We start from the raw sequence: 21,145 nt of genomic DNA, 5'->3' as shown, positions 1-21,145 counted from the left end.
TGGAGGAATTTATTGGTCAAGAGCATTTAGTTAGGTGGTAAGGATACCCCCTTTTCTCAGGGAATAGAAAATGGAAAATTACATTCCATGATATTGTGGGGGCCTCTGGGAATGGGTAAAACAATGTTGGCAGAAATAATGGCTCAAAAAAGTGGAGCGCTTGTGAGATTTTTGTCTGCTGTTTTAGTGGGTGTATTAGTGGGTGTAAAGGATATTCGTGATGTAGTAAAGCGGGGGCAGAGCAAGCTCAGAATATTTATCAGCCGACAATTTTATTTGTTGTTGTTGACGAGGTTCACCGCTTTAATAAAGCTCAACAGGATGCTTTTTTACCTTATGTCGAACAAGGGCACTATTACAAGGGGGCACTATTACTTTAATTAGTGCTACAACGAACAATCCCTATTTCTAATTAAACAACGCCTTATTGTTGCGAACACGAGTATATGTATTAAAAGAATTAGCTGAAGCGGATTTATTAAATATCTTAGAGAAATCTCTCAAAGAGAGCCCGAACGAGAATTAGGCAAAAAACCTTAGAAATTCTTCCTTCGTTGTGTGAACGTATCGCAAAATTTTCCGATGGCTATGCTTGTCAGTGTTTAAATATTTTAGAAATCCTGGCTAACTTTGCTATGAAGAAAAGGGAAAATGGGTGGTGGAAGAGGGTGCGGTTGATAAAGTCCTTACCGATTTTATGTCGCAAGGCGCATTTTACGAATGGCAAGTGAAGATATTGGAAACGCAGACTCTCGCGCATTATAAATAGTTCTTAATGCTTGGGAAACTTATGAGCGAGTGGGGAACAGTAAAGCGAGAACTTACCTTGGTGCAAGCTGTAGTTTATTGGGGCTTGTGCACCTAAGAGCAATGCAAGTTTATAAAGCCTTCAATGCCGCGTGCCATGATGCCAAGCAGTAGAGTATAGTTTGGAAGTTTCACTTTATTTACGCAATGCACCTAACAAATTAATGAAATCCTTAGTTATGGGAAAGAGTATCGATACGTGCACAATGAGCCCGACGGGTTTACTGCAGGAAGTAAATTAATTCCCTGAAGCGTTAAAAGATCGTCAATATTATTTTTGATTAAATAGAAGGTTAGAAAAATTAAAAAAACTTGAAAATTTAAAAATCCTGAATGAATAGGCGCAGCTTAAGAGAGATGATTGCTGTATTAATGTAGATCTATTGGTTCTTTATCCTGTTTTCTGATTTCTCGCTCTGTTAATGAAATTTTACCTAAAAATTTTCCCTGAGGAATTTTGGTTGTCAATCTAATTGGTTCCTTTCTTATTGGAATTTTGTCAGGCATGTTAGTCGGGTCAGTCGGGTCGCTTTGCTTTATCAGCTGCTTGGCGAGCAGGGATCTTTTATAGGCTTCTTTCGATGGTTTAGCACTTTCTCCAGCTTTAGCTTTGATATACTGTCTCTTTATTTAAATTGCATGCTTTCGGTGCTGCTCTTGCTAATATCGGCGCCTCTTTGATATTGTCATTCACGGAAACTGATAATAGGCCTTTGGTTAGGTCAAGTGATTATTTTTTGAGGAAACATTGTGTTAGATCCTAAATTATTACGCCAAAACTTAAATGAAGTGGCGCAAAAATTGCGTCGCCGCGGTTTTGAATTCGATAAAAATTTTTTTTAGAGCTTGAAGAGAAGCGAAAAGCTTACCAAACGGCCACTCAATCGCTGAAGACTCAACGTAATCAATTATCCAAAATGATTGGGATGGCGAAATCGAAAGGTGAGGATGTTTCACTTTTAATGGCTGATGTTTCAAAGCTTGGAGAGCAATTAAACCGACACGAGTCTTTGCTCAAGACTGTTCAAAGAGAATTATTAGACTTTCAATTATCACTTCCAAATTTACCTAACGACTCCATTCCCGATGGTAAGAGCGAAAATGATAACCGAGAAATTCGTAAATGGGGTGAGATACCTTATTTTGATTTTTCTCCTAAAGACCATATTTCTTTAGGAGAAGGTCAAGTGGATTTCGAAGCAGCGGCTAAATTATCAGGTGCGCGGTTTGTTGTTTTACGGGGTGGATTAGCTTGGATGCAGCGCGTTCTAGCACAATTTATGCTGGATTTGCATATCAAAGACCACGGCTATCAGGAAATGTATGTTCCTTATTTAGTTCATGAGGAATGCTTGTACGGTACTGGGCAATTACCTAAGTTTCGAGAAGATCAATTTAAGGTATCAGGAGAGTGGGACTTTTTTTGATTCCGACAGCAGAAGTGCCTTTGGTTAATTTAGCCCGAGATGAGGTTTTTGAAAGTAAGCAATTGCCTAAGAAGTGGGTAGCTCAAACACCGTGTTTTCGAAGTGAGGCAGGTTCTTATGGAAAGGATGTTCGCGGAATGATTCGCCAGCATCAATTTCAAAAAGTGGAACTTGTTCAATTAGTAAAGCCAGAAAGTTCTTATAAAGCTTTAGAAGAATTAACGGGCCAAGCGGAAAGGGTATTGCAGTTGTTAAACCTGCCTTATCGAGTGGTAGAACTATGTACTGGTGATTTAGGATTTTCTGCGGCTAAGACTTATGATTTGGAAGTTTGGTTGCCCGTTCAGAAACGCTATCGAGAAATTTCTTCTTGTAGCAATTGTGAAGCCTTTCAAGCTCGTCGAATACAGGCGCGCTGGCGCAATCCTGAGACAAGAAAACTCGAATTGCTCCATACTCTTAATGGTTCAGGCCTTGCGTGGGGCGTACTTTAATTGCCATCATGGAAAATTACCAGCAAGCGGATGGTCGCATTCGTGTTCCAGAGGTATTGAAACCTTATATGGGAGGAATGGATTATTTAGAATTTGCTTAACCCTCTCCAAGGAGAGGATTAAGTAGTTAGAGAAATTAATTCATTAAATGAGAGTTGTAGTTTTCTTGAGGGGCATACGCGAACACGAAACTACCACTTTTAATTTTTAATACGTAGTTAAGAAATTTAGGATCGATAGCAAAACATACCCACCTACCTCCTTACTAAGTGACCTTTTTTATTGAGCGAAGGTACTCTACTAGCATACCACCAAGCTGAGTGAAAACAACGTCCTACTTAAACATTGTTATATGGATTATACCGCCTATATTTGTACCTTTAGTTAATCTGTATCATTACGCTTCTAATCGATTAATAATCTTTCTTTTGATTTGCCCCCTATAGGCTCAATCAAACAGACTACATGATATAAATTGGTTATCCCTTTTATTTTTAACTAATTAAAAATATTAAATTTTATTATTAAATTTTATTGGGCTTTTTACTTGTGGGATCTTTTAAAGATCTAAATAGACTCTAGTAATGCTTATACAAGGATTGCCGTATATAATGAGGCAATCAGCTTGCCAGAAGGGGGGAAGGGTGTGTATAAAAGAATGTCCGAGCTTGAGGAAAAGGACGTCCGGAGGTCATCCATTAACTGGAGAGATGGCAGAGTGGTTTAATGCGGCGGTCTTGAAAACCGTTGAGGGGCAACTCCTCCCAGGGTTCGAATCCCTGTCTCTCCGCCAGCTATTGAACGATTATGATCATTTCTGATCCTAAAACTTATCTGCCCACCCTTCCAACAGAGCCAGGGTATACCAAATGAAAGACTCCCACGGGAAAACTCTTTATGTGGGTAAAGCACGGAATTTGCAAAAGCGAATAAGTAGTTACTTTCACCGCCGTCTCAATAGCAAAACTCAAGCAATGATGGCACAAGTTTATGCCATCCAAACCACTATTACTCGTAACGAAAATGAAGCACTTTTATTAGAAGCGAGTTTTATCAAACAGTTCCGACCACGTTATAATGTACTGTTACGGGATGACAAGTCTTATCCTTACCTTTATCTTGCTACCCAGCAGAAATTTCCTCGACTAGATTTTTACCGCGGATCTAAAAAAAGTTGCAGGTCGTTATTTTGGGCCTTATCCTACACCAGGGTCTGTTCGAGAAAGCTTAGCATTAATTCAAAAATTATTTAAGTTGCGCCAATGCAGTGATTCCTTTTTTAAAAACCGAACCCGTCCTTGTTTACAATACCAAATTAAACGGTGTATGGCGCCTTGTGTGGGTTATGTTGATGAACCCAGCTATCGGAGCCAAGTAGAAGATGCTATTTTATTTCTTGAAGGAAAAAATAATAAAATTATTAATAAATTAAATAATATAATGGAGGTAGCTTCTGAAGAATTAAATTTTGAAGAGGCGGTCTATTATCGAGACCAGATTCGGCAATTGCGCCATCTTCAAAAGCAACAGTTCATTATGAGTGGGAAGGAGGATGTGGACGTAATTGGCGTCTCACAAACTAGCGGAGCTATTGGGCTTGCGATTTTATTCATCCGGACAGGTCGCATTATTGGGCATAAACCTTTTTTCCCCGATATGCCTAAGGGGGTGACGGTGCAGACCGCCCTGGCAGAATTTATTCCCCAATATTATTTAAGTCCTCTACGCAATGGTGACATTCCTGAACGGATTGTAACTAGTGAGCCCTTGCCTGAGCGGCTATGGATTCAGCGAGCTCTATCTTCAAGTTTACAGCGAAAGCTAGTGATTACTGATCAAAGGCGCGCACCCTATAAGCAGTGGCAGCAGATGGCCATTCGCAATGCGCGGCAAACCCTTTCTCAACATTTAGCGGAAAGAAATACCTTCGCAATTAAATTAGAAGCCTTACAGGAAGTCTTGCAATTGCCTAACCCTATTTCCCGTATCGAGTGTTTTGATATAAGTCATTCTCTTGGAGAGGCCACTATTGGCTCTTGCGTTGTTTTTGGAGAAGGGGGGCGATAAAACGTGATTACCGACGATTTAATATTTCCGGTCTCCAAGCGGGAGATGATTACGGAGCCATGGGGCAAGTCCTTACGCGACGTTACATACGATTGAAAGAAGGAGAAGGCTTTTTACCTGACCTCTTAATGATCGATGGAGGTAAGGGGCAATTGCGATTAGCGGCAGAAGTATTAGAAGAATTACAAGTAAATGAGGTGATCTTGCTTGCTATAGCCAAGGGCCCTTCTCGAAAATCCGGCTTAGAAAAGATATATATTTGGGGGCGAGAAGAAGAAATCTGTCTTCCTTCTGATAATGAGGCTTTTCACTTGATTCAACAAATCCGTGATGAAGCTCATCGATTTGCTATCACAGCACATCGGGCCAAACGGGCCAAACGTAGGGTTGAATCTCCCTTGCAGCAGGTGGAAGGGATTGGGTCCAAACGTCGCCGTGAATTGTTACGATATTTTGGAGGGTTACAGGAAATTCAAAAGGCGAGCGTGGAAGAAATTGCCAAGGTTCCGGGTATTAGTGAGAAATTAGCTAAATCCATCTACTACTCTTTGCACGGTTCTTCTAATGAACTTGACCTCTTAAGTAATCGCCGTAGAATTTTACTATGAATATTGCGATTTTCCTTACCCTGACCCGACTTTCCTCTATTCCTATTTTTGGTCTTTTTTATTATTTACCTTTTAGATGGGCTCACCCGGTTGCTGCGATAATTTTCGTATTTGCTGCACTAACAGACTGGTTAGATGGTTATGTAGCTCGAAGTTTATCACAAGCGACTGATTTAGGGGCATTCTTAGATCCTGTAGCCGACAAATTACTAGTAGGAGCAGCATTAGTTCTGGTGGTTGGAGAATGTTATGTAGGATATTTAGCGATTCCTGGAGCGATTATCATTTGTCGAGAAATAATTATCTCCGCTCTTCGGGAATGGATGGCAGAATTAGGCAAATGTACCAGTATGGCTGTCACCTTTCTCTCGAAGATTAAAACGACTCTCCAGATGATTGCTTTGATTTTATTGATTTGGTATGTGCCTGGGGCGCCCTCGTGGATCTTACTGAGCGGGGTATTTTTTTTGTGGGTTGCGGCTCTTCTGACCGTATGGACAATGGTTCTTTATTTAAAGATAGCCTGGCAAGACTTGACAACCAGTCATGAAAGGTAATAATAACAGTCTAACTTATAAATAAAGCACTCTGGCAGAAAGCTACTTTAGGCCAATCTACGAGTTAGTTAAATACCAGGTATACCAGAAATTAGTTTAAATGGGCGGGAATAGCTCAGTTGGTAGAGCACAACCTTGCCAAGGTTGGGGTCGCGAGTTCGAATCTCGTTTCCCGCTTAAACTTTACAAAATAAAAAGTTTTTATTAATCTTTTTTAATCTTTTTTTGCAAAATGCATCTTGGCTAACATAATGGGAAATGCCTAATATAATTTCCTCACTCTGTTAGGATTCGTTCTTGAACATCGCCCGCACATACACTTGCTTTGTAATTTTAACAGAAGCGTGGGGGTCCCCCGCCACGCTGCGCGACTTGGCTGCGCGCGACTTGCTGCTTCCAACCCTTTCCTTGTCAGCCGTAAAAGCAACCGTCATAGCCCGTATATCATGAGTCATAGCCCGTATATCATGAAAGGTAAATCGTTCTTCAATTAGTTTCAATTTTATTTCTTAATCTATAAGTCGTCTCCATATCCTCTTAAGCCTTTCTCCAGTATAGACTTTCTCGAACGTATTACAAAATAAATTATCGGTGGGCGGTTTTTAACGATGCCATCTAAATATAAAAGTAGACTATCAACTAAATTTCTAAGCTTCTTAGACTAACTGACGAGATAGAACAATTTATTTTTGTTTCCAAAAAGCTAAATAACTTCTTTGGTGAGATTAGACCACCGCTTGACGGCCAAAATTTCTACTTGCCTTGCCTTTTGTGCTGATTGTTGAACGGCTGTAAATTCCCACGGCTTAATTAAGCGATCCCGAGGTTTTTCTTTTATATAGATATATAGAGATATCAATGCAGGGATTACTATCAGTTATTCCTCATCGGATCGCTGATTTATAAACCTGGTTAAAACATGATTTATCTTTATTTGTTGCTCCACTCATCCATATAGCGATAAACATTTTTTGGCCGAATGTCTTCTAGTCGCATGTGTCCAAATACCAATGTAAGATTTCGTAAAGAGCGTAATTTGTTTTCTCGAGTACTTTCATCAATGTCATTCAATTTTTACTTTTTAAATCGTTTTTAAATCGAATAAAAAGATCTTTTATTAGTTTGGGTGATTCGTTATTAGCTGTCAATTCATGATAAGATACGAAAGCTTTAGCACGATTTTGACTGAGATTAATCTCCATTTATTATTTTTGACATAAAAATACGAACCATGATTTTAAAGTACATGTTTTGAGGAAGCGTTTTATTGTACTTTCAAGATCGTCATCTCAGTTTTCAGACAATCGGTGACGAGGTATTTTTTTGAGGCTGATTATTTTTATCACGATAGGTTTCGAGCGTGAGGGTACACCGTCCGGCATTAGCTTGACAGTGGGACACGTTGGTAAGCTCACCTTGTTGATAGCAGTTCTCAAGTCTGCTTGCCTCACAGAAGTGTTTTAACTTCCAAATCATTTTGGGTGTATTGACGAGGTAGTTAAACGCCACACTTGTTACCCTGGGCATCGCGAATTGTGAGGAGGAGTTTAATCATTTGATTTTGGCTGTTGAGCGAAATTTCATCGGAGGATTTTTTGACAAAAAAGGCCACCTCACCGGGTTTAACTGAGGTATTGAAGGTATTGCTGTTCTCCCCATACCTCAATGTGAAGCTTTCTTGCTCGGATACGAGTTTAAAAAAACATAAAGATGCTCCTTTGTTCTCCAGTGTTGATTAAAAAGGGCCTTGGCTTTAGGATCGTGATCAAGACCCAAAAACGTATTATTTTTTGATCGGATGCGATTTTCTAAGTTTTGCGCGGCAAAATAGATTTCTTTCCACCAATCGTTACCATTTGAAATGAGGTAATCGAATCGTTCTTGACCGGTACAAAACAAGTAAATCCAATGCTGTGCTGCACTCTGTTAGCATACTTGCCGATATCGTACGAAGAGGTGTATTTGAGATCATAATTTGAGATCATAAATAGTGTTCCATTTGATGACATAGGCACGTCCATGCAGTAAATATACTCATCGAGTGGTTTTTCACGGATTGCTGCCAAAGGCCACCAGAGCAAACATGGGTAAGCTCTGTGACCCCTTGCTGAGTGAGGACTTTGTGTCTTGCAAACTGCCTTCGCAAGTTGGCTCGAACGGCGTTTTCAAATTCAATGCCTTTTCATCGCTTGGGTCAGTTGTTTTTTCACGATGCAGCAGAGCTAAGAACTGATTTCGTTCAACGGCTTCGTCATTATCCGATAATCTATACCACTCAAACCCCGTTAGAGTCTCGGTGTAATGAATCTCCTAGCCATTGGCCTTTATCGTGTTGTCAAAAAAAGTGTTTGGTTTTTAGGTCAAATTCGACTCCGATGGTTTTAATATGCTCCGCTAATTGATGCCGTATGATAAAATCACTGTCCCATAGCTTTTCTTTTTAGTTTAAGGTCTCGTAGAATTTATTAACGGCGTTCACATTTTTGAGTTCGTTGCTTTCAGAAATGAGTGATTCTATGAGTGATTGATAGCGTTTGGTTAATTTCAGATTTTTCTTAAGCTTTTCCTGAGTTAATTTGAGGATTTTCTCGTTAATAAAGGTGTTTCCTTTCAATTCGAGATCCGGCACTTTCATCCAGTGTGCTAAGATCAACGAATTTTTAGCATAATATTTTGGGAGAAGGGAAAAATTAATAGTTCGTTTGTCACCGATTATTTCCATATAAGCCATAAAATCGGGTTCTTTAACGATATCTTTACGCGTACTGCCGGCACAATCAGGAGGTTTATCGTTTGTTCACCATTTTTTCTTCGGACTCGTGAGCGAAAAAAATGAGCGATTTATTTTTTGATTCAAGTAGTTGAAATAAATTATGAAAGATTTTTTTTAAGCACGCCCTAACCTTTCATGGTGAGTTGATCGTCACCTTGACGCAATTTGAAGTTTTGTTGGGCCATCTAGTCAGCGATTTTTTTCAATCAGTTTGCTGAGGATATCTACTACAATAGTTTTAAAAGGATCAATTTCAGGCAACTAGACTAAGTCAAGTACCTGCTGATAGTTTTCAACCCACAAAGAAGGGCATCGAAAAAAAGGGGGGGGTACGCGATGCATACCATTATCAACATCGATGCAGACAGGGTTTGGAGTAAGGCTAGTGTTGTTTTTCCGATGCCTGGTTGTCCGCAAATTAACCCTTTAAAGGTTTTCTTTTGAGTGAGTTCGTGAGGTTGAGTTAAGAAAGCCGCGATAAAATTTCCTTTGTTAAAAGCCACTATATTAGTACATGTCTAAAGAACTTAATGATTTTAACTGATCATTGATTTGATCGCATTTGCTTCCTTAAGGACTTAAAAGTCAACATCCCAAAAATTAACAAAACCTGAAAAGGATTTAAAATGGGCTTAAGAGCTGTCAATAAATCACATTTTTTTTGAACTTGGACTTAAAGGAAAGTTAGCAAATCTCTCATGTGGGCAAAATTTAGGCTCTATTCGAAGAAGAGCTTTAATTACTCATGTTTTTCGTTCAAATTTTATATATAATTTACTTTGCTTACAGTTATAGCTACTTTGCTTACAGTTATAGCAAAAAAGACAGAAAATTTTTCTCTCTTTTTTAGGTTATAATCTTATTTTGTAGTCTCGACAGGTTGTCCCACAGTATGGAACTAAATTTTCTTTTTTTATATTTTCGCTCCATTTCGCTCCATTTTCGATTCGCAATGTCGATAATCTTGTGTCCAATCAGGGGCTTAAAATAACAAATGAGCGTTTTTAGTCCGTCAATAGTGGCATTAGATTTTTTAAGAGCTTCTTGAGTCTCTTCAAGCTCCTTAGTCATTTTTTACCAATGCAAAGCGGTTTAATAAACATAAATACACTTCTCCCAATAGATTTGTAAGTTTCATATTTGAGCATGGGGCTCTCCTTTTAGTTTTTTTAAGTGAATAGGTGAAAACACTATTAAAAAGCAGAGGAGGTAAAAAGAAGAGGAGGGCTCTTTTTTTAAAATAAAGAGAAATGACTCCAGGAATCAAAATTAAGATCTTTGGTATAGATGTAGACTACTTGTCTACGATAGGTTGGGATTAGTTAATGTCTAAACACTTAGGAATTGATGTAGGTCTTAGCGGAGCGATGGCATTGGTGGATGGAAAAGGGTCCTACTTGGACTTTATCGATCTACCTACACAAGAGAAAGCACTTCCAAAGGCGCTAAAAAAGAATTGGATGGCAAAAAGCTTTTGTCGATGCTCTACGATATCGTTATGGAACATGATTTCTTCAACAACCCCATTCCACAACTCAAAAGGAGTTTTTTTATGCGTGAGTTAATTATTCACTGTGTGGTGGCGATAAGCATCGGATTTAACATTGCCCTTTTAGGGCTTTTTTTGACTAAACACGGTTTTTTATTGAACCATCGATGGGTGCTCTTTGTCTTTTGTTTTTTGCTGACGTTGTGGCTGACAAATTTGCTAAGCCGCATTTCTAAATATTTTCTTGACCGTTAACTAAAACCTAATAGGAGAGAACAATGAATAGCAAAGAACTAGCGATCCTTATGAGCGGGAGCGGGATAGTGGCATCACTTTTTATAATGGTTGGCGCAATAACTCTTGAAGGATACAAACCAACAATCACAAAATTGAAATTAGCTGCACCCTTCAAGTCAATAAAAAAAGATGGTTTTGCACAAAGTCCAATCTACTTAATTAAAAACGCTTCGATGACGGAGGGCCAGTAATAACTATAACCAATTTCTAAATGGAGGCGAAATCGAAAAAACTTATTCAGCGAACGTAATTTAGAATCTGAAAAAGCTGATCTTCAATTGTCTGCCATGAAGTTTCAGAAAATGATCTATCTAGCTCATGGCGCTTGGTTAGCAACTCGAAATAAACTTAATTAACGAATCCATAGAAGCATGGCGTTATGGTCCACTTATTCGTAGCCTTAGTATGAAGCAACTAAAGGGAATGGCTTAAAAATACTAACCTTTCTCATTCTCAATGAGAAAGGACAACCTTACCTTTGACCTAAATTCAAATCTCTAATTGGAGTCATGAAACAGAAGGCCCATAGAATAAAGTTTACAATATGAGATTGATGAACCTCAAGGTAATACAGGATACGCAACGATCAGTAATGAATTATTGAAATGTTATTTTTTAAAGGAAGGCAAAATAACTAATGGATTACGAAAAAGAAGTTCATTGATGCACTTGTTCAACATAAAACTCAAAAAATAACCAATCCTACTATTACCTAAGAAGAAGAACTATTACCTAAGAAGAAGCCAATAGCTATAAAAAAATGGGTCAAGAAGAACTTTCTATGCGAGAGACGCCAGGAAATGTTGTTTATGATTTGGACATAAAAAGCTTTGCTTCATTTGGACTAATTTTTACAAGATTTATTATTTTAATATTTGTTGCTGTATATTGTATAGATCCTAAAATTCCTAAATTATTAAAAGCTCTTCGAAGGGGTATATTTCTTTTTTCCTGATTCAGCCAAAGATTCTGGATAAGCTCTTCTCTATCCAGGCGTTGCCAATTCGTGACAATCTGTCAGAGGAAGCAAATAAATGGAACAACTGATAATGGTCGTGTATTTGTAAACCGTTATTGCCCCTCTCATTTGAAGCACACATAAATGATGTTTTTTTGATGAGATATGGTAAAAGAAGAGTAGGAGAGCAGTTGTCCTGCCGACAGGGTATAAGGCCTCTTAAGGTGTGGGGGAGGGTTTTGTTTTTACTAAGTATTTCACAAAAGTCGATACTATAATAAAAAAAGTGAGGGATGTAACGTTGATGGTTGCTCCCTTTTGCGAAGGTAGCCCCCTGAGGCGTGACAAAAGTGCCTCATTGTACTACTCAAATTAAAATAGAAGTAGAACATAGGTGATAAACTCCTATATCGAAAAACACTATCAAATCCAAAATTTATTTAGTAAAGTTGATACTTCTACGAGCAAATCTAAGTACGAATTTTTTCGCAACCCAAAGATTATTTATTACTATTATTACTACATGAAAAAAGGGAGTTTGACCATTTAAGTACTATTATTGATAAGTTTATAACGCAAGAATTGCAGATCCATAAAGAGGTTGATAAGCATGCTACGGATGAAAAAACTTGCTTTTCCCGGAAGTTGTAGAAAAAATAAGTGAGCTTGAACTAAGACGCTTAACGACGAAGATGCGCGAATACAGAAACAAGCACGAGAACAGTTTTATAACAGTTTTATTGAAAAAGTTAAAGAGAAAATTACAAAGGTTAGGAATCAACGTTAGAAGTTGTAAGTTTGGTGAATATCCAATTCCATAATGTGATGTTTGTCGAGAAGTTTTTTTAAAACCTTTTCAATTGCTTTTTAAAAAGCTGCCTAATATCATCAGGAATTTAGAAAAAATTATTGAAAGTTATTGCGCCAACCATTATATAATTAGCCATATAATAACCTCTAAGTATAATTAATACATAGTTAGTGTGAAGACATAGTTAGTGCTGAAGAGGGTGCTAAAGTTAATCAGGATAATTTGAATGTAGCATCACATCACTTATGAGCCGCCCAGAAATTCCATTATCAGCTATCTTGATCTAATAATGGTGATTACTATTATAATCACTAAAAAGTCTTCCGGCTTGCTACAAAGTCTTTCGGAACGAAACAATGGCGGCTTTTCACACAAAAAAACCAAATAAAAAAGAGCGCAAGCAATAAATCAAATGGTAATAATGTTAATGCAATACGGTAATCCATTACTGAAAAATGAGGTGCTCCGTTTAACATCTTTCCTGGCCAAAAAATATCCAATATTTTGCCTACTAAAGGTTCATTTACGGCTCCAAAAATGGCGTCGCCCGTATTAATCAAGGCGATAACAGTTGCAGCCAAGGTAGCTTTATTAATTTCCTTCCCTACCGCAAATGCAAGCATGAAAGAGCCTATTCCAAAACCAAATAAGAATAAAAAAGTGCCTATCCAGTAAGTAGATGAATAGGAATTGTAAATTACTAAAATGAGCGCCACGAAGCTAAAGATAGTCCCCAAAATCATTGTGGGGATTCGTTTATTAAATCGGTCGGCTAAGTAGCCCAATGTCGGGCCTCCAATGGCTACCCCAATAAATGCAAGGGAAATGAGACCAGCCGCTTGCGTTTTACTAAGTTGGTAAGCTTCTTGTAAGAAAGGATTTCCCCAAAGTCCCCCAAAAACAGCGACAGGAGCGAATGAAAGACCACTGTAAAGAGCTAGCAGCCAATTCTTTTTATTTTTCAATAATTCTAAAATATCTTTTAAAGTAATAATGTTTTTGCAATGAGAGGATAAGATAAGTGGCTGTTGATTTTTATTAAGTGGCTGTTGATTTTTATCACGAACGAGTAGATAAAAAAGACTGGCAACAAAAATGCCTAAAAAACTACAAAACATTAGACTGTGCCGCCATCCAATGTTTTGAACCAAAAACGCCAAAGGAGCTTCCCCACATAGCGCTCCGACCATAGCTGCAGTTGCTAATAATCCTCCAACAAAGGCAAAGCGATGAGGTGGAAACCAAATAGCAGCCAGCTTCATATAACTAATCGTGGCAAATGCCGCACCTACTCCTATTAACATACGTGCCATTTCTGCAAGCCCTAAAGAATTGGCACGTGCAAAAATCACAGAAGCGATGGCGCAACAGAGAATCGCTAGAGTAGTTAAAAGACGAGGACTATATTTGTCTAATAACACACCAACGAATAATTGAGCCACTATATAGGTGTAGAAGTATGTGGCGGCTAAATTACCTAATCCTACCCCACTAACGTGGAAAACTCGCATTAAATCCTCCGTCATAACGCTTGGGGAAACTTGTAGTAGATATTTATAAAATAAAAAAAGAGCGCTGAGAACAATAACTAAAGTAGGGTATAAATAAGTCCATCGGCTTGCAGAAAAATTGCTTGCAACAGAATGATCGCTGTTTTCGTCAATAACCGGATATTGCATTATTGCTAACTTACCGAAACTTTGCCTTATTGTCAAAATTCATCCAAGCTATCTGAAGCATCCCTTCTTTTAACTTTACATGGTTAACTTAGGGAATGGAGGCGGGCTGAAAGATGACATCGCATTATTTAAATTTTGCAGCGACTTGTTTAAGCGACTTAATTTATTAGTGGTACTTATTTGTTTACATTTTATTTATCGGCTGAACTTTTTTCTTGCCTTTGGCTTTAGTATATAGCTTGGTGCTTTCATACATTGACCAAATTCTATAAGCGCCTTCCTTATGGAGATTAGCCCCCTGCCCTTAGCTATTATTACTTAATTACTGCTGCTCTTTTCGTTTATCTTTTTTTGCAGCTCCAGCTTATCAAGGAAAGTTACAACAAATAATGAATTAGATTAATTCGGTGATTGATAAGCGGCTTAATCTGGCTCAATTAATTAGACAAATAGATTTAAGAGAGGCACTTTAAAAACTGCCGGTATTTTTATCGCTGAGTTTTGGGGAATGTTTTTTTTCTATTAAACTATACTCCTTACTCCTTATCTCGGAGCGTTGGTAGCTCCCTTTTAGTAGCCGCTTCTGTTCAAATTATACAATTAATTCCTTTTATTCTTTTAGGGTTGTTGTTAACTGCTATTCAAGTGACCATTGGTAATTTTATGAACCCAAATGGGTGTTGGGTGTAGATTTAAATTTAAGCCATCTTATTATTTTATTGTCCCTCGCTTTTGGGACCGCAATCCTAGACACAATTGGCATATTTTTTAAGCGTACCTAATTGTTCTAGCCAAGTTTCCTCGATCAAGAGCAATTACCATTATCTTATCGAGCTAAGGATAAGTAGGATTTGGATTAAACTTATATTTTTTTAGCTAATGTTAAACCGTCGCCTATAGGAATAAGGCTAATTTCAACCCGTTTATCTTGGTAAATTTTCTGATTAAGTGCGCGTATGGCTTGAGTGCTTTCACTTTGATCTAACTTATTCGCTACCTTTCCCTGCCAAAGAACATTATCTAAAGCAATTACTCCCCCAGAACAAAGGAGTTTTAAAGATTCTTCATAATAAAGATTCATATTTGGTTTATCCGCATCAATATAAATAAATTCGTACTGATTGGTTTGTTTGGTGTGGATTAATTGTGCCAATGTTTCTGAAGCAGGTGCAAGACGCAATTCAATTCTGTTACTAAGTCCTGCTTTTTGCCAATACTGTCTCGCAAGGTTCGTCGTTTTTTCATTGACATCGCAAGTCATAATCTTGCCATTGGGAGGTAGTGCTTGAGCCATTGCCATAGTGGCATACCCAGCGAAAGTGCCCACTTCAATTATTTTTCGAGCACGAACGAGCTTAACTAATAGTGCTAGTAATTGGGCTTGCTCTGGAGCTGTTTGAATCTTATGCGTTGGGAAAAGGCGAGTGGTTTCTTTGCGCAATTCTCTTAAAATAAGTGATTCACGTAAAGATACCTCTAAAAAATAGTCATACAGACTGGGTGTAAAAAATGTGGTATTTGTGGACATGATACCTATTGTATTTACTGTATCCGCCTACCGCAAATCTTTTCTGACATACAATTAGAAGTTAGCGATGTTTTTGATATTCGTAGCGTTCCATTTTTATACGAAATGCATCAATACGCGTATTACGGTATTGTAAAAAAGTTAATCTATGCTCGGGGGTTGAGTGCGAAGATGAAGAACTTTTCAGCTGGGGGGTGTAATCGCGCTAAAAGCTTTGTCAAAATTGCCGGCTGTATTCCTTTTGCAATTGCTTCTTCCCGAAGCTGTTTCACCAATGTTATTGAACCAAGGAACTGACAGCCACCACATTTAACTCCTTAGGGAGCTAGTCGAATGATTCTCCATTTATGATCTTCTTTTAAATAACAAAAGCGATCATGAAGACGATGTTCTTGGCCGGTCCAAAATTCCATCTGAGTCGGAACTAACCGAAAACCGCCCCAAAACTCTGGACACCGTACTTCCTCAGAAAATTTTTCTCGATATTTTTTATATCGATTAAGTAAATACTCTCGGTTAGGAATTTCTTGGCTTTGTTCCGAGATCCATGCGCTAATTTGGCTTTCATAGGGACGTGTTTCAAAATAAGTCTCCGATTCTTCACACATCAGTTTTTCAACATGCCCTTCCCCACGTACTTGCTTATAAATTTCTGGCCAATAAAATACCCATGCCGCATAAGGTTTTCAGATAAATCAATAGCCTTTCGACTATGATAATTAGTAAAAATAAGAAAACCGCCTTTAGTAATCCCTTTGTATAACACCGTACGCGCAGTGGGTCTTGCCTTCGAGTTAGCAGTAGCCAAAGTCATCGCTGGTGGGTCATGGACTTTCTTTCGAACAGCCTCGTCATACCATAATTTAAATTGCTTTAAAGGGTCTTCTAGGAGATCCAGTCGGAACATTTAATACTCCTTGGCTGATTAAGGGCGATCTATTATGAAATAATCTTTTCCGACTTTCCACTTTCTTTTGCTAAGTGGATTGTTGGTACAGCAATGAGAATAATCATGATCCACAAATCGATACAGTAAATGTTCATCTCGTCCTTTAGGAATTCCTAATCGCCGAGTCTTTATAATTTTGGTAGGACGATAACCCTGATGGCTAATAATAAATCGTTGTGGGGAAAATTTTTTTGATTCCAATCTTTCACGCGTAAATTAAGGGATTTACATAATAAAGTTTGGCCGGAACAGAGTTGTTCAGGTTTTCGGTACTCGGGTTTGTTTTTAAAAGGGTTTAATTTCTGCATAATAGTTACCATCGCCTCAAAATTTTCAACACCCTCATAAGGCACAGCAGATTTAATCAAAACAGCATTCCCTTCGCCGCGGCAACTAATATTTAAAGAATCACCTCCTCGGGCATAATACATATAGATGGTTCCTGCAGGCATAAATAAAGCTTTACGCTTTTCGGTAAAACCTAGCGAGGCATGACTTGCTTTTTCATGAATATAATATGCTTCTGTTTCAATAATTTGGGCACATAGCCAAAAAGTTTGGTAGCGCACTCGAATGACTTTCCCCAGTAAATCTTGAGCTACTTCAAGCGCATTTCGATCAAAAAAGTCGCTAGTTAAATTTATCTTATTGCGTATCATAGCCGTTAAAAATTCTTCAAGCCGCTTTACTTCCTCCGATAAAGTAGGTCCCAGTTTCGTTCGACGCCAAAGTATCTCTTCACTAGTCCTGGCCTATTCGTGGTTTAAAAGATAACGAACTTCTTTTTCATATAATCCCCCACCAAAATAAAGGCCTAGATCTTTAAGACTAATCGCATTTTCTAAAAGTACATCAATCAACACTCCATAACTATTTGTATAAAGTAACAAAATTGTTTGGAGAAGCCAATAGTATTTTTTTGCTATTTTTAACAAAAATTCTTCAAAATTGGCAGATTTTTAATTTCACCTCCCGGCAGAACGGAATTTACAGTCCAAGGAGCGCTCATATTTAGGAAATAAGGCTTCTAACTGTAAGAGGACACACTCAGCTAAGAGATCGATAAGTGGTAAGTTTACCTCCAAAAATAGAAATAAGGGGAAGCGTTGCGTTCCATTCTGATCATTTAATTCTAAGTGATAATCCCGAGTAATCTTTTACGCTTTTTCAGCTTGATCATCGAATAAAGCGCGCCCCGATCCATTTGATAACTTCTTTTTTAAGAGATTTAACAAAATAATAATTAATGGAATTAATTATGTAGTTTATTTCTTTATCAGAAATTTGTACTCTATTGAGGTCCCCTCAAAAGGAACATCGATAAGGAATTTCAAAAATTACCCGTTTATCTAAATTCTCAAAAATGTAGGCATGATTCCGGTTATACAATTTAGGTACTACTAGATGACTTCCCTTTACCAGGCGGAGGAGCGAAGTAAAAGACGTTTTCGTTACAGTCTCCGTGACCTCCTTCTCGTATCACTGAACGACACAAATAGTTCGAGTAAAAATCGTAGCTCCTTTTTCTTTTGCTCCTAGTGCATTAGTAAAAACCAACCGAGCATCTTCTACGTGGTAATTCATATAAGAAAATTCCGTCTTGAAATTTTTCTTTAAGGGGGCACCTTTAGAAATTTTAGGTAAGTTTAATTTTTTTGAGCTTTGTAGTCGTTTGCGGCGCGATAAGTAATGATAAAAAACAATCCTAAACGAATCCATACAAGCAGGCCGGAGATGATTATCATGAGGCAGCACAAATTTGAAATGATAAAGCTATTATAGTTCTTTGGAGGAAATATCCAAGCTTTGGCGAGCAGATCGTCACTTCATTTCTAAAATGGATCTCCAGAAACGTGAAGAACTCTCAGGGCTAGCAAAAAGTCATAGAAAAGATTATTAATTCCGCAAACCCACCCATTTTTCATAAGTAAATAAGTGATGCCAAATAAAATAACAACAAAAGCCAACATCAAAAAATAAGAAAGAATAAGTCGCTCCCTGCAATACCAAAAAATCCGTATCGAAAATTATTAACAATGTAGCTGATAGGATTTAGATAGGAAACATGTTGCCATACCAGAGGTAATAAATTAATCGAATAAAAAACACCACCCAAATGAGTTAATGGAGTTAAAACAAAAGTAGGTATGATTGAAATATCATCAAAACTTTTTGCATAAATAGCATTGATTAAGCCAGCCAGTGAAAAAATACTGGATGCTAAAAGCGCCGTTAGTATAATTGTAATTAGGGAGTGGATATGTAAATGTGTAAAAAAAAGTGCAATAATGGACACAATAATTCCGACAATAATTCCCCGCAAAAGACCGCTACTCATGAAACCTAAAAGTATTGTTATGTTAGAAGCTGGAGAAACTAATATTTCTTCAATATGCCGTTGAAATTTGGCTCCAAAAAAGGCGGATACAGCACTAGCATACGAGCTAGTAATTATATTCATCATAATAAGACCAGGAGCAATAAATTGAACGTATTTATATCCTCCCATAAATCCTACTCGAGTTCCGATAATTCGCCCAAAAATAATAAAATAGAGAATGCTTGTTATTGCAGGAGGCAATAAAGTTTGGGACCAAATTCTTAGAATGCGTTTTAATTCCGTAACGACAATCGTTTGATAGGCTATTCGGTCTTGTTTAAAACCCATTATTTTTCTGCCGTCAATTTGAGAAATAATTCTTCCAACCGATTGGCTTTATTTCGCATACTATTTACTTCAATTTTGTGTCGTTTTAAGTCCTCAAACAAACTACTTAAGGTTTGTTCTTTAAGGACTTCAACTTCCAGAGTTCGAGAATCCTTTATCCAAAATTGATAACTTTCTATCATGGGTAATTTTTCTAGGGGTTGATCGAGGTAAAGAATAAATCGTTCAGCATCAAATTTAGTTAGAATATCTGCCATAGTGGTATTTTCGATAATTTCCCCATGATCAATTATGGCAATATTGCGGCATAAATATTCGGCTTCTTCAAGATAATGAGTTGTTAAAATAATTGTTATTCCTTGTTGATTTAATTCTTGCAAGATTTCCACATGGAGCGTCGAATTTCAGTATCTACCCCCGCTGTTGGCTCATCCAAAATTAACATACGCGGCCTGGGAATAAGGGCTCGTGCAATCATCAATCGACGCTTGAATCCTCCTGAGAGTTGCCGGGCCATACCATTACGCTTTTCCCATAGCCCCAATTGCTTTAAATATTTTTCCGCTTGGGGCATCGCATTTTTTCGGGAAATACCATAATAACCTGCTTGTTGAAGTACGATATCGAGTACCGATTGGAAAATATTAAAATTAAATTCTTGAGGAACAACTCCTATACAGGCCTTAGCCGCTGCAAAATCTTTATCAATATCGTACCCATAAACAACTACTTTCCCACTGGTTTTATTTGCTAGGGAGGTAATAATCCCGATTGTCGTCGATTTTCCAGCCCCATTAGGACCAAGTAGCGCAAAAAAATCACCTTCACTTACTGAAAAGTTAATACCTTTCAAAACTTGAAGGCGGTTTGCGTATGTCTTTTTTAAATTTTCTATGATAAGTGCTTTCACGTATAAGCGTGCTGTTCTCTTGACTTAGCAATTCGGACCACTAACAATCGTCCTTGTAAATCTTTGCCATGCGCACTTAATGCTTTAACAGCTTGTTTTGCACTAGTATAAGTCACAAACGCATAGCCCTTAGAGCAGCCCGTACGAAAGTTTCTTACTATTTTAATGGTTTCAATAGCCCCGAAACGGGAAAAATGATTATGTAAATCATTCTCGCCGACATGGTAAGGTAAATTACCTACATAAATTTGATCACTAGAAAAATCTTCGGAGGATTGATCTAACTCCATTCTATCTCTTCTTCGAAATACCGAAACAGCAATGATAAAAAGTAGCAATGCAAGACATGCTAATGCTGTAAAAATAATTGAATTTGTTGACATGGCATTCCCATTGTTATTTAAAAAATTAAAACGTTAAGTAATTGTAAAGAAGGTGAAAGGGCTTGTAAACTTGTAGATCAAAAAAAGTGACCCCCTTCATTCAAGAGCGTCATTGTTTTTTTATGCCAGAAAAAATTAAAATTTATAAGCCCCACTTACTATAACATGGAATACCCTAGTCCGATTCCGCCATAAGGCTGTGGGAATATAGGTAGTTGAAACACATGCAACGCGCCGCGACCTTTACAAAAACTTTGGAGCCATTGGGAAGCGGCACTATAACCTTTCCAAGCTGCATAAATTTCAGTATCACCTTCTTTGACGGTACATACAGCCATTATACTTTTATATTTAAAAGCGGGTATAACTCTCGCCCTCTAAAGCGAAAAAAATATTAAATTGATCACCACCACCGGTACTATAAACGATGCGATTCTCATCATATTAGAATTGAGATTATCAATCTCAGCGTATGGATTATTTCCGTCACCTAACGTTCCATCCACATAAAGCCACTAACTATTAAACCTGACCATTTAAGATTGCTAAGGGCGCCTTCCCCCAAACTGGCTATACTAAAAGCTGTACTATATATGAAAAACAAAAAAATACAATCTATTTCTATTTTTTAGGTAAGTTAGTAAGTGTTAAAATTACAATCTTGCCTTGTAAGAGCGCGTTGTGTTATATATCTCACTCGTAATTTGCACAATCTATGAAAGGAATATCTAACTATCTTA

General features: G+C 37.7%; 13 protein-coding genes, 2 tRNA genes and 6 pseudogenes. 8 read left to right on the top strand and 13 right to left on the bottom strand.

Features of this window, described 5'->3' with window-relative positions; genetic code table 11:
* Window positions 1–87: 87 nt before the first annotated feature.
* From B1F79_RS05765 to B1F79_RS05730, 6 genes and pseudogenes are all read left to right on the top strand, one after another.
* Window positions 88–384 (top strand): AAA family ATPase, encoded by a 297-nt coding sequence (locus B1F79_RS05765; protein ID WP_308159747.1) that lies wholly within the window; start codon window positions 88–90, stop codon window positions 382–384.
* Between the two features lie 1,173 nt (window positions 385–1,557).
* Window positions 1,558–2,829 (top strand): annotated as a pseudogene (gene serS / locus B1F79_RS05755) (serine--tRNA ligase).
* A gap of 603 nt (window positions 2,830–3,432) precedes the next feature.
* A tRNA-Ser gene (locus tag B1F79_RS05745) sits at window positions 3,433–3,521 on the top strand.
* A gap of 14 nt (window positions 3,522–3,535) precedes the next feature.
* Window positions 3,536–5,403, top strand: a pseudogene (gene uvrC, locus B1F79_RS05740) (excinuclease ABC subunit UvrC).
* Complete coding sequence (pgsA, locus tag B1F79_RS05735; RefSeq protein WP_251366340.1) at window positions 5,400–5,960, top strand: CDP-diacylglycerol--glycerol-3-phosphate 3-phosphatidyltransferase; 561 nt, start codon at window positions 5,400–5,402, stop codon at window positions 5,958–5,960. The pseudogene uvrC and the gene pgsA overlap by 4 nt, the downstream one beginning before the upstream one ends.
* A 104-nt stretch (window positions 5,961–6,064) precedes the next feature.
* A tRNA-Gly gene (locus tag B1F79_RS05730) sits at window positions 6,065–6,137 on the top strand.
* Window positions 6,138–6,663: 526 nt separating this feature from the next.
* On the opposite strand, the gene B1F79_RS05725 is transcribed toward B1F79_RS05730, so the two are convergent.
* The 3 genes from B1F79_RS05725 to B1F79_RS05715 form a co-directional block, all read right to left on the bottom strand.
* Window positions 6,664–6,819, bottom strand: coding sequence for a hypothetical protein (locus tag B1F79_RS05725; protein WP_251366339.1), 156 nt, complete (start codon window positions 6,817–6,819; stop codon window positions 6,664–6,666).
* A 71-nt stretch (window positions 6,820–6,890) separates the two neighbouring features.
* Window positions 6,891–7,031: a tyrosine-type recombinase/integrase gene (locus B1F79_RS05720; RefSeq protein ID WP_251366338.1), complete on the bottom strand. Its 141-nt coding sequence runs from the start codon at window positions 7,029–7,031 to the stop codon at window positions 6,891–6,893.
* Between the two features lie 1,369 nt (window positions 7,032–8,400).
* Window positions 8,401–8,691: a hypothetical protein gene (locus B1F79_RS05715; RefSeq protein WP_251366337.1), complete on the bottom strand. Its 291-nt coding sequence runs from the start codon at window positions 8,689–8,691 to the stop codon at window positions 8,401–8,403.
* A 1,367-nt stretch (window positions 8,692–10,058) separates the two neighbouring features.
* Here B1F79_RS05715 and B1F79_RS05710 point away from each other — a divergent pair.
* Both B1F79_RS05710 and B1F79_RS05705 read left to right on the top strand, forming a co-directional pair.
* Entirely contained in the window at window positions 10,059–10,298 is a 240-nt protein-coding gene (locus tag B1F79_RS05710; RefSeq protein ID WP_251366336.1) for a hypothetical protein, read from the top strand.
* 981 nt (window positions 10,299–11,279) lie between these two features.
* Window positions 11,280–11,474 carry a hypothetical protein gene (locus B1F79_RS05705; protein ID WP_251366335.1) on the top strand — a complete coding sequence of 65 codons (195 nt, stop codon included), beginning with the start codon at window positions 11,280–11,282 and terminating at the stop codon, window positions 11,472–11,474.
* A gap of 1,125 nt (window positions 11,475–12,599) precedes the next feature.
* On the opposite strand, the gene B1F79_RS05700 is transcribed toward B1F79_RS05705, so the two are convergent.
* From B1F79_RS05700 to B1F79_RS05655, 10 genes and pseudogenes are all read right to left on the bottom strand, one after another.
* On the bottom strand, window positions 12,600–13,967 hold the full coding sequence (locus B1F79_RS05700; RefSeq protein ID WP_372443166.1) for an MFS transporter: 1,368 nt from the start codon (window positions 13,965–13,967) through the stop codon (window positions 12,600–12,602).
* Window positions 13,968–14,829: 862 nt separating this feature from the next.
* Window positions 14,830–15,495 (bottom strand): O-methyltransferase, encoded by a 666-nt coding sequence (locus B1F79_RS05695; protein WP_251366333.1) that lies wholly within the window; start codon window positions 15,493–15,495, stop codon window positions 14,830–14,832.
* A 317-nt stretch (window positions 15,496–15,812) separates the two neighbouring features.
* Window positions 15,813–16,402: pseudogene (pdxH, locus tag B1F79_RS05690) on the bottom strand (pyridoxamine 5'-phosphate oxidase).
* An 18-nt stretch (window positions 16,403–16,420) separates the two neighbouring features.
* A pseudogene (locus B1F79_RS05685) lies at window positions 16,421–17,103 on the bottom strand (DNA-3-methyladenine glycosylase).
* A 93-nt stretch (window positions 17,104–17,196) separates the two neighbouring features.
* Complete coding sequence (locus B1F79_RS05680) at window positions 17,197–17,334, bottom strand: hypothetical protein (protein ID WP_251366332.1); 138 nt, start codon at window positions 17,332–17,334, stop codon at window positions 17,197–17,199.
* Window positions 17,335–17,923: 589 nt separating this feature from the next.
* The gene (locus tag B1F79_RS05675) at window positions 17,924–18,163 is read right to left on the bottom strand and encodes a hypothetical protein (protein WP_251366331.1); all 240 of its coding nucleotides are present in this window, start codon (window positions 18,161–18,163) and stop codon (window positions 17,924–17,926) included.
* Between the two features lie 194 nt (window positions 18,164–18,357).
* A pseudogene (locus B1F79_RS05670) lies at window positions 18,358–19,112 on the bottom strand (ABC transporter permease); the annotation flags it as partial.
* Window positions 19,112–20,022: pseudogene (locus B1F79_RS05665) on the bottom strand (ABC transporter ATP-binding protein). The pseudogenes B1F79_RS05670 and B1F79_RS05665, both read right to left, overlap by 1 nt.
* Entirely contained in the window at window positions 20,019–20,405 is a 387-nt protein-coding gene (locus B1F79_RS05660) for an RNA-binding protein (RefSeq protein WP_251366330.1), read from the bottom strand. The pseudogene B1F79_RS05665 and the gene B1F79_RS05660 overlap by 4 nt, the downstream one beginning before the upstream one ends.
* A 158-nt stretch (window positions 20,406–20,563) precedes the next feature.
* Window positions 20,564–20,743, bottom strand: a complete 180-nt coding sequence (locus B1F79_RS05655; RefSeq protein WP_251366329.1) for a hypothetical protein — start codon at window positions 20,741–20,743, stop codon at window positions 20,564–20,566.
* Window positions 20,744–21,145 lie beyond the last annotated feature (402 nt).

The organism is Coxiella-like endosymbiont of Rhipicephalus sanguineus (assembly GCF_018687865.1).
Note: the sequence above shows the minus strand (reverse complement) of the source record. Positions and strands in the feature narration are given on the sequence as shown.